This is a genomic window from Enterobacter cloacae complex sp. IR53041 (genome assembly GCF_049238285.1).
Classification (GTDB): Bacteria; Pseudomonadota; Gammaproteobacteria; order Enterobacterales; family Enterobacteriaceae; genus Enterobacter; species Enterobacter roggenkampii.
Map to the genome: position 1 here is coordinate 48,452 of NZ_JBMKHB010000018.1, position 11,837 is coordinate 60,288.

Annotated in this window: 12 protein-coding genes and 2 tRNA genes; 5 read left to right on the forward strand and 9 right to left on the reverse strand. The window is 57.3% G+C overall.

Features of this window, described 5'->3' with window-relative positions:
* Positions 1 to 65 precede the first annotated feature (65 nt).
* Positions 66 to 153, forward strand: a tRNA-Ser gene (locus tag ACOTXF_RS14195).
* Between the two features lie 290 nt (positions 154 to 443).
* Positions 444 to 701, forward strand: coding sequence for a YjhX family toxin (locus ACOTXF_RS14200; protein ID WP_047745106.1), 258 nt, complete (start codon positions 444 to 446; stop codon positions 699 to 701).
* A 101-nt stretch (positions 702 to 802) separates the two neighbouring features.
* On the opposite strand, the gene ACOTXF_RS14205 is transcribed toward ACOTXF_RS14200, so the two are convergent.
* The 5 genes from ACOTXF_RS14205 to ACOTXF_RS14225 all read right to left on the reverse strand — a co-directional run bounded on the left by ACOTXF_RS14205 (position 803) and on the right by ACOTXF_RS14225 (position 5,844).
* Positions 803 to 1,639, reverse strand: a complete 837-nt coding sequence (locus ACOTXF_RS14205) for an alpha/beta fold hydrolase (RefSeq protein ID WP_023292852.1) — start codon at positions 1,637 to 1,639, stop codon at positions 803 to 805.
* Positions 1,640 to 1,794: 155 nt separating this feature from the next.
* Complete coding sequence (locus ACOTXF_RS14210; RefSeq protein WP_047745107.1) at positions 1,795 to 2,013, reverse strand: acyl carrier protein; 219 nt, start codon at positions 2,011 to 2,013, stop codon at positions 1,795 to 1,797.
* A gap of 17 nt (positions 2,014 to 2,030) precedes the next feature.
* Complete coding sequence (locus ACOTXF_RS14215; protein WP_047745108.1) at positions 2,031 to 3,464, reverse strand: AMP-binding protein; 1,434 nt, start codon at positions 3,462 to 3,464, stop codon at positions 2,031 to 2,033.
* Positions 3,461 to 4,579, reverse strand: coding sequence for an MBOAT family O-acyltransferase (locus ACOTXF_RS14220; protein WP_047745109.1), 1,119 nt, complete (start codon positions 4,577 to 4,579; stop codon positions 3,461 to 3,463). The genes ACOTXF_RS14215 and ACOTXF_RS14220 overlap by 4 nt, the downstream gene beginning before the upstream one ends.
* Positions 4,580 to 4,707: 128 nt before the next feature.
* A complete protein-coding gene (locus ACOTXF_RS14225; RefSeq protein ID WP_047745130.1) occupies positions 4,708 to 5,844 on the reverse strand; it encodes a D-alanyl-lipoteichoic acid biosynthesis protein DltD in 1,137 nt (378 codons plus the stop codon).
* Positions 5,845 to 6,123: 279 nt separating this feature from the next.
* On the opposite strand from ACOTXF_RS14225, the gene ACOTXF_RS14230 reads away from it, so the two are divergent.
* A tRNA-Ser gene (locus ACOTXF_RS14230) sits at positions 6,124 to 6,211 on the forward strand.
* Positions 6,212 to 6,255: 44 nt separating this feature from the next.
* Here ACOTXF_RS14230 and ACOTXF_RS14235 read toward each other — a convergent pair.
* Genes ACOTXF_RS14235 through hpxO form a run of 3 tightly spaced genes read right to left on the reverse strand, consistent with a single transcriptional unit; the run spans position 6,256 to position 9,409 of the window.
* Positions 6,256 to 7,191: a PDR/VanB family oxidoreductase gene (locus tag ACOTXF_RS14235; RefSeq protein ID WP_023343713.1), complete on the reverse strand. Its 936-nt coding sequence runs from the start codon at positions 7,189 to 7,191 to the stop codon at positions 6,256 to 6,258.
* An 11-nt stretch (positions 7,192 to 7,202) separates the two neighbouring features.
* Positions 7,203 to 8,237, reverse strand: coding sequence for a molybdenum cofactor-independent xanthine hydroxylase subunit HpxD (gene hpxD / locus ACOTXF_RS14240; RefSeq protein WP_023343714.1), 1,035 nt, complete (start codon positions 8,235 to 8,237; stop codon positions 7,203 to 7,205).
* A 17-nt stretch (positions 8,238 to 8,254) separates the two neighbouring features.
* Positions 8,255 to 9,409, reverse strand: a complete 1,155-nt coding sequence (gene hpxO, locus ACOTXF_RS14245) for an FAD-dependent urate hydroxylase HpxO (RefSeq protein ID WP_021240834.1) — start codon at positions 9,407 to 9,409, stop codon at positions 8,255 to 8,257.
* Between the two features lie 239 nt (positions 9,410 to 9,648).
* Between hpxO and uraD the strand changes: the two genes are divergently transcribed.
* Both uraD and uraH read left to right on the forward strand, forming a co-directional pair.
* Positions 9,649 to 10,149, forward strand: coding sequence for a 2-oxo-4-hydroxy-4-carboxy-5-ureidoimidazoline decarboxylase (uraD, locus tag ACOTXF_RS14250; RefSeq protein WP_048963249.1), 501 nt, complete (start codon positions 9,649 to 9,651; stop codon positions 10,147 to 10,149).
* Positions 10,146 to 10,469, forward strand: a complete 324-nt coding sequence (uraH, locus tag ACOTXF_RS14255) for a hydroxyisourate hydrolase (RefSeq protein WP_048963250.1) — start codon at positions 10,146 to 10,148, stop codon at positions 10,467 to 10,469. The genes uraD and uraH overlap by 4 nt, the downstream gene beginning before the upstream one ends.
* On the opposite strand, the gene guaD is transcribed toward uraH, so the two are convergent.
* On the reverse strand, positions 10,449 to 11,768 hold the full coding sequence (gene guaD / locus ACOTXF_RS14260) for a guanine deaminase (RefSeq protein ID WP_048963251.1): 1,320 nt from the start codon (positions 11,766 to 11,768) through the stop codon (positions 10,449 to 10,451). The genes uraH and guaD overlap by 21 nt on opposite strands.
* Positions 11,769 to 11,837: the final 69 nt, after the last annotated feature.

Below are 11,837 nucleotides of genomic sequence, written 5' to 3' on the forward strand. Positions count from 1 at the left end.
TACAGCGAACGATTGCTGGCACTCTTTACAGCACGCGGTGAGGTGTTTATAGTTCGCCTCACTCAGGAAGTGTGGCCGAGCGGTTGAAGGCACCGGTCTTGAAAACCGGCGACCCGAAAGGGTTCCAGAGTTCGAATCTCTGCGCTTCCGCCAGATATAAACCCCAGGTTACTTGTGAACTTGGGGTTTTTCTTTTGGATTAGCCGATCCGCCTCACATTTTTAAGACCCGGTTATTTCCCTGTAAAACCCCGGCGTTATCATTCACCCCGTAAATACCTTTTCATCGCTTACCGAGGCTTTGATGCTGGAGAATGTTTTCATCAGATAATCAGCTTCCCGCCCTTTTCAGGACGGACTGGTTATCGCTGCGCTTAAACCTTACGCACGCACCTGCGGGTGTGGGCTCGTTTTTACGCATGATGATTACACAGGTTTTCCAGTATGAATTTATCCCGTCAGGAACAACGTACCTTACACGTTCTCGCCAAAGGTGGACGTATCGTGCACGTCCGCGACAGTTCTGGCCGCGTCACGTCCGTTGAGTGCTACACCCGTGAAGGGCTGGTGCTGAGCGACTGCACGCTCAGCGTCTTCAAAAAACTCCGCGCCAAAAAGCTGATCCGATCCGTGAACGGGCAGCCTTACCGCATCAACACCACCGGGCTGAACAACGTTCGCGCCCAGCTGGATAATCGCTAAGCGGAATTAACAACGCCACCCTCGGGTGGCGTTCATGCATTGAGCGGGATATTGTGGCGTAGGCCGGGTAAGCGCAGCGCCACCCGGCAAGAAACGCGGCGTTATGAGCGAATAAAGGCCAGTATGTCCGCGTTGATAGTATCCGCATGGGTAGTATGCATCCCGTGCGGGAAGCCCGGATAAATTTTCAGCACGCTGTTCGCCAGCAGCTTGTCCTGAAGAAGGGCGGCATTTTTATACGGCACAACCTGATCGTCATCGCCCTGCAGCACCAGAACGGGAACGGTGATGGTTTTCAAATCTTCCGTCTGGTCGGTCTCTGAAAACGCCTTAATCCCCTCATAGTGGGCTTTGGCGCTTCCAATCATACCCTGTCGCCACCAGTTCTGGATCGTACCCTGCGAAACGTCGGCACCATCGCGATTAAAACCGTAGAAAGGACCGCTGGCAACGTCGAGATAAAACTGGGCGCGGTTAGCCGCCAGCGCTTTGCGAAAGCCGTCGAAAACCTCGATCGGCGTTCCGCCGGGATTCGTCTCCGTTTTGACCATCAGAGGCGGGACGGCGCTGACGAGCACCGCTTTGGCGACGCGCCCCTGCGGCTGGCCGTACTTCGCAACATAGCGGGCGACCTGGCCGCCGCCGGTGGAGTGACCGACGTGCACGGCATTATGCAGATCCAGGCTTTCAACCACGGCTGACGCATCGGCCGCATAATGATCCATATCGTGGCCTTCACTCACCTGGTCCGATCGTCCATGTCCGCGGCGATCGATAGCGATAACGCGATAGCCTTCTGCCAGGAAGAAGAGCATCTGGTTATCCCAGTCATCGGCACTCAACGGCCAGCCGTGGTGGAAGACAATGGGCTGAGCCTCTTTCGGACCCCAGTCTTTGTAGTAAATGTTGACGCCGTCTTTCGTGGTTACGAATGCCATACCGCAGACTCCTCTGTTAAGAACAACACGACCCCTAAAGTGTAGGAGAAATCCCAAAAGCGGTTGGTTTAATTCCGGTGAAGGATATTCATTTTGCGTCTGGGCTCTGGCGCGATGCGCCAGAGCCTTCAGGACAGGATTAACAGCAGGGGCGTTTAGCGGTTTTCTTCAATATAGCGGGCCAGGTCCGCCGGGGTTTTCAGCACCGTCGCCACGTCTGTCGGCGGGATCATGCAGCCGTAAACGTCCTGCACTTCCAGAACCATATCGACCGCCAGGATGGAGTCGATAATGTCGGATTCAATCAGCTCATCGTGAAAGCCCACCTTACGGGATAACACTTTTTCGAACAGGGCGAGAATTTCTTGTTCCATAATTTTTCCTGGAGTCATTAATTTGTGCGGGCGTAAGCGTCCAGCAGCTTGCGGTCAATTTTGCCGTTAGGATTCAGCGGCAAAGCGTCTTTTACGATAATTTGTGACGGCACCATATAGTGGGGAACCACCTTCGACAGCGAGGTTTTGATGGTATCCGGCGCCAGTTCCGTCACGCAGAACGCGGCAATGCGCAGCACGCTGCCGCAGGGTTTCATCAGTGGCATCACCACCGCTTCGTTAATCCCGGACATCGCCAGCAGGCGGTTTTCAATTTCGTTGATTTCAATACGGTAGCCATTCAGTTTGACCTGGCTGTCGTTGCGTCCCTGGCAGTAGATAAGCCCCGCTTCATAGCCCAGATCGCCGGTCCGGTAGCCGCGAAATGCTTCATTTTCCCGACGGAGTAATTTTTCTGCGTTCTCCTGCGGCAGGCCGAGGTAGCCGCGCATGACGTTTTTACCCCAGATAATCAGCTCGCCCTCGGCGGAAATTTCCATTCTGCTCTCAGGCATCATGACCCCCACCGGCAGCACGGCGCTGTCGCTGTTCAGAATCGCATCCGTGATCTCGACCACGGTGGTCGCGATGGTCGCTTCCGTTGGGCCATAGGAGTTGATGATTTTGGCCTGCGGGAAGCGGCGGCGAAGCTGTTTAACCAGCGCTTTATTCAACACTTCACCAATGAAGATAAAGACGCTCAGCGCAGGCAAATACTCGCTGTTGAACTGCGGGGAAAGCAGCTGCTGGTAAGCAAAAGAGGGGGTGGAAACCCAGGCGGAGACGGCGTTGCTTTTCAGTCGTTCCAGCCAGTTCGCTTTCTGAATATCGTCTTTGGCGTTCAGCACGATGTGTCCACCCATCGCCAGATTCGCCAGCAAAGGGATCAGGGAGAGGTCAAAACTGAACACCGCGTGGTTCATCAGGACCGGTTTTTCCGGCAGCGAAAAGTCCTGGCTGACCCATTTCATGAAGTGCCACACGCTTTCACGCCCAATCTGCACCCCTTTAGGCTTGCCGGTGCTGCCGGAGGTAAACATGATATAGGCCAGATCCTGCTCCTCCAGCACCTTGCCCGGTTCACCCGTGGCGATGAACTGCCGGCTCGCGACGTCGTAATAGTAAGGGGCGCTGGCCAGGTGGCAGATCTCCCGCAGGCGCTCCTGCGGGTAAATGCAGTCCACCGGAATGTACGGAATGTTGTGCAGCAGGCAGCTATAAATCGCCACGGCGAACTCGGCCTGCTGGTGTCCGTACAAGACGACCGGCGTACCGGCAACAGGCTGGCTACGCTGATAGCGCTGAGCCCAGTCCGTCACGGCAGCGGAAAGCTGCAGCCAGCTTAAGGCTTCGTCGCTGCCGCTGATGGCCAGCTGCTGCGGGGAGGCGGGATCGCATAATGCCGCGCGCAAGAAATCCTGCAGTTCCTGAAGATCGGAGAGATTTTTCATAGAGGTGACATTCCACTAAAGATGTAAAGGGCGCCCGCGGCGCTTCCCAGCGTCAGAATGCGCCCTAAAAAAGCAACAGCCGGATACTGCAACCCGCGGTGTAACGCCGGGCTGCGTTTGGCTGACCACAGCAGCATGTTGTGAGCGACTGAAATGGCGCCAAACAGCGCGCCGCTGATGACGTAATGGCGTTCCAGGCCATTCCATGCCCCCATGCAAAACAGGGTGCAGAAAATACCGATATTTTGCGCCAGCGTTTTGTTCTGACGGAAAAAGTTAAACTTCATCAGGTTCATATAAACGGGCATAAAGACCACATCGCGCAGCCATTCAGACAGGCTGATGTGGAAGCGGCGCCAGAAATCCTGCGGGTTCTTTGCCAGAAGCGGCATATTGAAGTTTGCCGGGATGTTGAGCCCAAACAGGCGGCCCGCACCGATGGCCATATTGCTGTAGCCCGCAAAATCAAAGTAGAGGTAGGCGCTATAGGCAATCGACATCACCACGCCCACGGTCAGCGTAAACGGCTTATGGCTCCAGGGCTGTACGACCAGCGAATCAACCAGCATGGCAAACAGGAACTTCTGGACAATGCCGGTAATGATTTGCTCCAGCGCCACTAAAAACTGTTCGCGGTTAAGGGCAAAGACGGGCTTGCTGACGTCGTTCATCCATGTCCGCCAGCGGTACATTGGGCCTGCCAGAATAATAAAGGGCATAAACAGATAGCAGAAATAGTGCAGGAAATTCTGCCCTTCTTTTTTACTGCGATAGAGCAGCACGTCCACCGCGCGGAATGTCATAAAAGAGAGGCCGATCATGCCGAGATGATGATTAAGGTGCAATTTCACCAAAAATAAAGGAAGCAGCGTTAACACAATCGCCTGCCAGGTTTTTAACCATCCTTTTTCTTTTAACGCGGCGACTAGATAAAAACTGATAAAAACGACCGCGGGAACACGGTAATCACCCTGAAAAATATAGCCCCAGCCTAATGCGGCCATGACGGATAATGCCGATAAATACGTCAGGCGATGGCGTAATAGGCGATTGACCAGCGCAAACGCCAGGGCGGATGAAAACAAACAGACAAAAAACATTCCTGAGCTATACATCATTCGGCCTCAGAACTTTTGATATTCAAAATGCAGCTGCATACTCATACTGTCATCGACAGAGGTCCACGCGACGATGGTGATCGCCAGCAGGAGATAAAGGAAAAAAAGACGGATCGCGATTTTCATTATTTAAAGCTCTGTGCAATAAAGCGAATCATAGGAACCCAGGCCAGTTCGGAAGGGTGCAAACGATCCCAGTTCCAGCCATTCTGATAAGGCATGGCGTACATATCTAAATACGGGATCTGGTTCTTTTCCAGAATGGTTTTAATTTGCTTATCCACCGGGCGGAAGGTATCGGTGTTGTAAAGCGCCCAGGGGTTAACCGGGTCGACGATAGCAATCACCTGCACGTGGTGTTCTTTAAGCAACTGGACGGTTTTACTGAAGGCAGCGATTTGCGCAGGCACGACCGGCGTGTCATCCCACTGCTGCCGCGTACCGTCCTCCTCGTAAATCGTTTTGTCCATCCACAGGGTGGCCGCGCTCTGCTGGCGCTTTTTATTTAACTCGCGGGCATTCGCCAGCTCTTTATCCCAGTCAGGGGCAATGTGGGTGGTTGGCTGTGGCGGCCACGGCTGTTCCGTCCGGGGCGTGACGTGAAGCAGCGCCAGCCAGTCGTTTTTTATCAGGGTACAGACGTTGGCAAACTGGAAACTCACCTCGTCCCATATCAGATCGGGGGGCCAGCCAAAGACACGCATTTGGCCAAAGGTTAAATGGCTTATTTCTTTACTCTCAATATGTTTTAAATAATTAACCAATATTGGGCGTGCCTGCGGATCCTTCATCAAAGGATTAAAAACAGAACCCGGGAAATTATCGGCATAGATAGCGGGAGGCAGGCCTTTTGAGTAAAAGCTGTCAGGTGCCAGCAGCAAAACAACTTTACTGTTTGCGTTGAGGCTATTTTTAAAACGTGAGAACAGTAAAAACTGCGTTTCGTCATCGACAAACGCATCGCCATACGCCACGACGGGTTTGTGCAATTGCTTATTAAAGTAATTATAGACAGCGTAATGTTCATCTTCTGAGGTCGCCACCTCAGACGCACCAATGAAGAATATCGCATTCCCTTCTAAGGCATGAGAGATAGTGGCAATTTTTTCCGCCTGTTCTTTAGGCGTGCCCGCCATTGATTTAATCAGCGGCTGGAAGGTAAGCGGCGGATCGAAGCTCGCCACCAGCGGGTGAAGACAAAGAAACAAAATGGCCAGAAACGCCATCAGAAAATGTAAGCAAAGCGTATTTTTGATTTTCATCATCAACCAGTAACACTGCATGGCAGTAATGTCTTAAATCTGCGGAAATTCAGATTAATAACAATTACACAACAAATGGCCGTCTATTTTTGTGGCATTCTATACCAGAGCGATTTAAAAAGATGAGCGTTGCTGTGTTACGGTATGTACAAGGTCGCGGAGAGTGAGGGGGATGTCAGCGTTTGGGTGACTTTTTGCGCAGTCAAACGCCCGTGGGGAAAAATCGAAAAATTCCTGCTTTACAAGGCGCTAATAGATGTTTATAGTGCGCCTCACTTTGGAAGCGTGGCCGAGCGGTTGAAGGCACCGGTCTTGAAAACCGGCGACCCGAAAGGGTTCTAGAGTTCGAATCTCTACGCTTCCGCCAAATTCGAAAACCCTGCGATAGCAATATCGCAGGGTTTTTTCGTTTTACAGCCCAATCACCAGCTCCCCGGAATAGCTTCGCGAACAGCACAGCGCCACCTGCTGGTCCATCGCGCCTTTTTCCGCCTCTGACTGCACGCTATCCCGGTGATCCACCACGCCGTCAATCACCGGCGTCAGGCAGGCGCCGCAGATCCCCATCTCACAGGAAAGCGGGACCGCCACGCCATTTTCCTGCAGCACCTGGGCGATGGTTTTATCCGCAGGCACCGGCCAGCGCTCCCCGGTGGAGGCCAGTTTGACCGTGAAGATCTCCCCGGCTTCACCGCCTGCGGCGGGCGCAACGGGCTGAAACGCCTCGCTGTGAAGATGGGCGTCATCCCATCCCTTTGCCGCCGCCACCTCACGCACTTTTTCCATAAAACCTGCCGGACCACAGACCCAGGCGTGAAGGCCCGATTCGGCCACCGGGAGATGTGCCGCCAGCGCTGTGCGCGGGCTGGCGGTATGAATGAGGCACTCACCGAGCCGGGAGAGTTCGCGCCCAAACGCCGCGCTTTCACGGTTTCTGACGTAATAATGCAGCGTGAACGGCGTTCCGGTCGCCTTCAGCTGCAGGGCCATCGCATACAGCGGCGTAATGCCAATCCCCGCCGCCAGCAGCAAAACCCGCTCTGCCTGCTGCAGCGGAAACAGGTTGCGCGGAGCCGATATCATCAGCTTCTGCCCGGGACGCAGCGTCTCGTGAACGTAGCGCGACCCGCCGCGCGAGGCGGTTTCACGCCCCACGCAAATAAGATAGCTCTCGTCCCCACATGCTCCGGTCAGGGAATACGGGCGCACCACGCCGCAGGGCAGGTGGACATCAACGTGCGCCCCGGGCTGCCACGGCGGCAGCGCGTCGCCGTTATCAGCCACCAGCCTGACGGCGAGGCTTTTGTCGCCCTCGCGCCACAGCCCGTCAACAATCACGCTCAGCATATTGGCCTCCGTCATACCAGGAAAAACTCGCCAAAGCCCATTTTCTTCAGCCCCCGACGATAGGCAATCGAGCTTTTATCCGCGGGGATATGCGCTTCCAGCGTCAGGTCCAGCGGCAGGCTTTCCGGGCGCTGGGTTTCCACCATCAGACGGTCCTCTTCAAAAATCCGCAGGTTGAAGGCATGTACATCCTCCACCGGAATATGCAGGTCAAAATTGCGGGCAATAGGGGCGAACATGTGGGTCACGCGCGATGACACCGGCGACGCGGCGTTCATGATCACCAGCCGCGATTCACCCGGAAAATGAATCGTCAGGGTGGCGGTGAACGGCAGGTGCATTTCAAAATGGCGCAGCCACTGGAACCCTTCCGGAGCCTGCACGGGGGAACTGGCGGGATAGTTGCTCACGGCGCTCCAGTAATCCGCCACGAAGCCGAACGGCGTCTCCTGTGGCTGATAGGCAGGCACAAGCTGATTATTGGGGTCGGCAAAGGTTTCGGTGTGGATCCACGCAAAGTGCGCCACGTCCAGAAAACCCTCTACCTGACGTCCGGCGAAGCCGTTCACCTCAAACGCCGGGCAGTTAATCTGCTGAAATCCGTCGTCATCCCAGTGCGGCATGGTGGGCAGCGGCGCGGGTTTTTCCGGATCATAGGCCAGGCAGGCCCAGATCAGCCCGAACCGCTCTTCGACCGCGTAGTTAATCAGGTTCAGCTTCGCCGGAACGGGCTGATCGGGGCTGGAGGGAATACGGTTGCAGCGCCCGTCCTCCCCAAAGCGTAAGCCATGATAGGGGCAGATAATCCCGTGCTCGTCGTGAAAGCCGAGCGTCAGCGGCACGCCGCGGTGCGGGCACACGTCACGGGCGACCACGACCTGGTCGTTAATGCGGTAAATCACCAGCTGCTCATCCAGCAGCGTCGCTTTGACCGGCGCCGGACCGACGTCGCAGGCGCGCGCGACCGGATGCCAGCATTTCGCCAGACGCAGCCAGTCCTCTGGCTCAAACGTACAGTGGGCGGGTGGGGTCGGTTCTCTTTTCATCGTTGTCCCTCATGCGTTCAGCCTAACGGGCCGCCCTGAATGGTCTCGCACAGACCGTTGATGATGCGCTCTCCGGTCTCCTCTTTGAGCTCCTGATACCAGGCCTGCGTCAACGCCATATCTTTGCCGTGGGTGACGTCGCAGCGCTTGCGCGCCTTCAGCACCAGGTCGCGTACGCGGTCGCAGCGCAGCGCCTCGTACTGCCGCAGCGCCAGCGTGATGTTGTGGTTTTCACGCAGGCATTCCCCCAGCACCACGGCATCTTCCATCGCCGCGCAGCCGCCCTGGCCGATATCCGGCGTGGTGCTGTGCCCGGCATCGCCCAGCAGCGCGACGTTGCCGCGCACCAGGCTGTCGAACGGCTCAATGTCGTGGATTTCAATCCGATTGGTCGTTTCAGGATCCAGCGCCGCGATAAGCTTCTGCACCGGCGGCGCCCAGCCGCGGAAGTAGCCCGTGAGATCGGCGCGCAGGGTGGTGCGATCCTCCGCCAGGCCTGCGGGCAGCGGCACGTCAAAAAAGAAATAGAAGCGTCCGCCGGAGACGGGCATCAGCGACACGCGTTTGCCTTCGCCAACGAAGGTGGTCCACTGGTGCGCCGGGGCGATCTCTTCGTCAATCTTCACCAGCCCGTTCCAGTTCACATAGCCCGCGTAGCGGCGCTCCGGGGTGTATCCCAGCACGTACGGGCGAACCGCCGAGTGGCTGCCGTCGGCGGCAATCAGGAAATCCCCGGCGGCGGTGGTGCCATCGGTGAAGGTCACGCTCACGCCCGCGTCGTCTTCATGGACGCCTTCGACGCGCTTGCCGAACTGCACCTTGTCGCGACCCCAGAAGTCCAGCATTTCGCGCTGAAGCTCAGCGCGCGAGACGGGGCAGGGGCGCCCGCCGGTACGCTCAACCAGTGGGGCAAGGCTAAAGCGGGTCAGGGTATCGCCGCGCCGGTAATCCTTGTAGGCCATAAAACGCATCGGCCCGCCCCAGGTCTCGATGATGTCGCCCATGCCGAGGTGCTGCATGCATTTCACGCCGTTAGGCCAGATGGAGATGGCCGCCCCGACGGGCCTGATCTCCTTTACGGCTTCAAACACGGTACAGTCGATGCCCGCTTTCTTCAGCGCGACGGCGGCGCTCAGGCCGCCAATACCCGCGCCAATAACGATTGCTTTCATGCTTCTCTCCTTTTGCAGGGTGTAAAGACAGTCAGCAATTTGCGTACCAGGCTGCAGCATGGCGAAAACGGCGTTGTAAGGGAGACGTTTGCACTGCTAAGGTGCGTAAACGCGGTGAGCGTGCCTTTTTATGAATCAAAAATTTCCTGGTCGACCTTGTGGAATCGACTGTTTCACGCCTGTGCTCAGGGTGGCGTGGTTTGTGCAATAGCCTGGAGAAGGACAATAAAGGAGACACTATGATCGCACTGCACGACTTCAATCATCTTCCCCATGAACAGGCGTTAGCGCTGATTCACCCCTGCGTGGCGCTTCCCCGCTGGGCCGATGCGCTGGTTCACGGGCGGCCTTACGCCAGCCGGGACGAATTGTTCAGTACGGCGAAATCGCTGATGCAAAACTGGGACGAAGCGGCGCTGGCGCAAGCCCTGAGCGCCCATCCGCGCATCGGGGAAAAACCAGCGGGTTCAGCGGCGGAGGCGGCGCTGTCGCGCCAGGAGCAGGGGGCGGTGAATGACCGCGATGCTGCTCTTGCCCGGGCGCTGCGTGAAGGCAACGCCCGCTACGAAGCCCGCTTTGGACGCGTCTTTCTGAACCGCGCGAAGGGCCGCAGCGGCGAGGAGATATTACAGGCCCTGCACGCGCGGCTGGGGAACAGCGACGCGCAGGAAATCCGTGCCGCGCTGGAACAGCTGCGGGAAATTACGCTGCTGCGCCTGGAAGGAGTCATCCACGAATGAGCACACTCAGCACCCATATTCTCGATATTTCGACGGGCAAGCCCGCGGAGGGCGTGACGGTTCATCTGCAACAGGACGGGAAGACGCTGGCCACGGGCGTGACCAACGCCCAGGGGCGCATCGCCGCGTTCGTCCCCTCTCTGCCCGCGGGCCGCTATCGGCTGGTGGCGGAGATCGGGGCGTGGTTTAGCGATACCGGCCGGAAGACGATCTATCCCTGCGCGCACATTGAGTTTGTCACGGGAGAAAGGGCAGACGAACACTTCCATCTGCCGTTTGTGATTGCCCCGGGCGGATGGTCAACCTACCGGGGCAGCTGACCATACCCGCTCGCCGTTGACCCAGGTCTCGCTGATGTTGCGCTCGTCGCCGAGGGTCATCAGCACGAAAAGCTGCTCGTAGATATCCTGACAGCGCCGATTGCGCAGGCGCTGCAGCGGCGTGACGTTGGGGTCGATAACCACAAAATCCGCCTCTTTGCCTGCCGCGAAGTTGCCAATCTTGTCATCCAGCCGGAGGGCATGCGCGCCGCCCAGCGTGGCGTGGTAAAAGGCCTCGCTGGCACGCAGGCGGTAGCTTTGAAGCTGGCCGACCTTGTAGGCCTCTCCCAGGGTGCGCAGCATGCTGAAGGTGGTGCCCGCGCCGACGTCGGTGCCGATGCCCATCCGCACCCTGTGCTGCCAGCAGGCGGGCAGGCGAAACAGCCCGCTGCCGAGAAACAGGTTTGAGGTGGGGCAAAACGCCACCGCCGAGCCGGTGTCATGCAGGCACTGCCACTCGCTGTGGTGCAGATGGATCGCGTGGGCAAACACGCTGCGCTCGCCGGTCAGGCCGTAGTGGTGATACACGTCCAGATAGCGCTCATGCTCCGGCCAGAGATCGCTCACCCAGGCCACTTCGTTGGGGTTTTCGCTCAGGTGGGTCTGCAGCCAGGTGTCCGGGAACTCCTCTCTGAGCAGGCTGACCGCCGCAAGCAGCTCGGGTGATGAGGTCGGGGCAAAGCGCGGCGTTATCGCATAACCCAGCCGCCCACGGTGATGCCAGCGCTGAATCAGCGCCCGCGTCTGCCGGTAGCTCTGCTTCGCGTCTTCGCTCAGGTAGTCCGGCGCGTGTCGGTCCATCATCACCTTTCCGGCGATAAGGCGCATATTGAGGCGCAGGGCTTCGGTAAACAGCGCTTCGACCGATTCCGGATGCAGCGTGCAAAACACCAGCGCGGTGGTGGTGCCGTTGCTCACAAGCTGCTGAATGAAAAATTCGGCGATCTCTTTCGCGTAGGCCTCATCGGCAAACTGGCTCTCCACCGGGAAGGTGTAGGTGGTCAGCCACTCCAGCAGCTGTTCGCCAAAGGCGCCAATCATCTCCGTTTGCGGATAATGGACGTGGGTGTCGACAAAACCGGGCAGCAGCAGCCTGCCGCGCAGGTCGGTATAGCCTTTGTGCGGGTCAAGATACTGCTCGCCCTCCTGCCACGGCATCTGTGCCAGAATTTTTCCGTGCTGGATAAACAGCAGGCCGTCCTCAAGGTAGCGCGCGTGCCGGGCAATGGCGTCTGCGCTGTCGCAGACCCGGACAATATCAAAAAAAGCACCGCGTATCGCAGTCTGGTATTCCATCATGGTTCCTGCCTTCGTGTGTGCGTAGCGGGGGTAAGAAGGCTCAGCAAGAACGGTGCCAGAATGAACGGG

Bases quoted from the DNA above. Each gene is read 5' to 3' on its own strand.
- ACOTXF_RS14205 (WP_023292852.1), bottom strand. From the start codon at position 1,639: ATGGCATTCGTAACCACGAAAGACGGCGTCAACATTTACTACAAAGAC.
- hpxO (WP_021240834.1), bottom strand. From the start codon at position 9,409: ATGAAAGCAATCGTTATTGGCGCGGGTATTGGCGGCCTGAGCGCCGCC.
- ACOTXF_RS14210 (WP_047745107.1), bottom strand. From the start codon at position 2,013: ATGGAACAAGAAATTCTCGCCCTGTTCGAAAAAGTGTTATCCCGTAAG.
- hpxD (WP_023343714.1), bottom strand. From the start codon at position 8,237: ATGAAAAGAGAACCGACCCCACCCGCCCACTGTACGTTTGAGCCAGAG.
- ACOTXF_RS14220 (WP_047745109.1), bottom strand. From the start codon at position 4,579: ATGTATAGCTCAGGAATGTTTTTTGTCTGTTTGTTTTCATCCGCCCTG.
- ACOTXF_RS14200 (WP_047745106.1), top strand. From the start codon at position 444: ATGAATTTATCCCGTCAGGAACAACGTACCTTACACGTTCTCGCCAAA.
- guaD (WP_048963251.1), bottom strand. From the start codon at position 11,768: ATGATGGAATACCAGACTGCGATACGCGGTGCTTTTTTTGATATTGTC.
- ACOTXF_RS14215 (WP_047745108.1), bottom strand. From the start codon at position 3,464: ATGAAAAATCTCTCCGATCTTCAGGAACTGCAGGATTTCTTGCGCGCG.
- ACOTXF_RS14235 (WP_023343713.1), bottom strand. From the start codon at position 7,191: ATGCTGAGCGTGATTGTTGACGGGCTGTGGCGCGAGGGCGACAAAAGC.
- uraD (WP_048963249.1), top strand. From the start codon at position 9,649: ATGATCGCACTGCACGACTTCAATCATCTTCCCCATGAACAGGCGTTA.
- ACOTXF_RS14225 (WP_047745130.1), bottom strand. From the start codon at position 5,844: ATGAAAATCAAAAATACGCTTTGCTTACATTTTCTGATGGCGTTTCTG.
- uraH (WP_048963250.1), top strand. From the start codon at position 10,146: ATGAGCACACTCAGCACCCATATTCTCGATATTTCGACGGGCAAGCCC.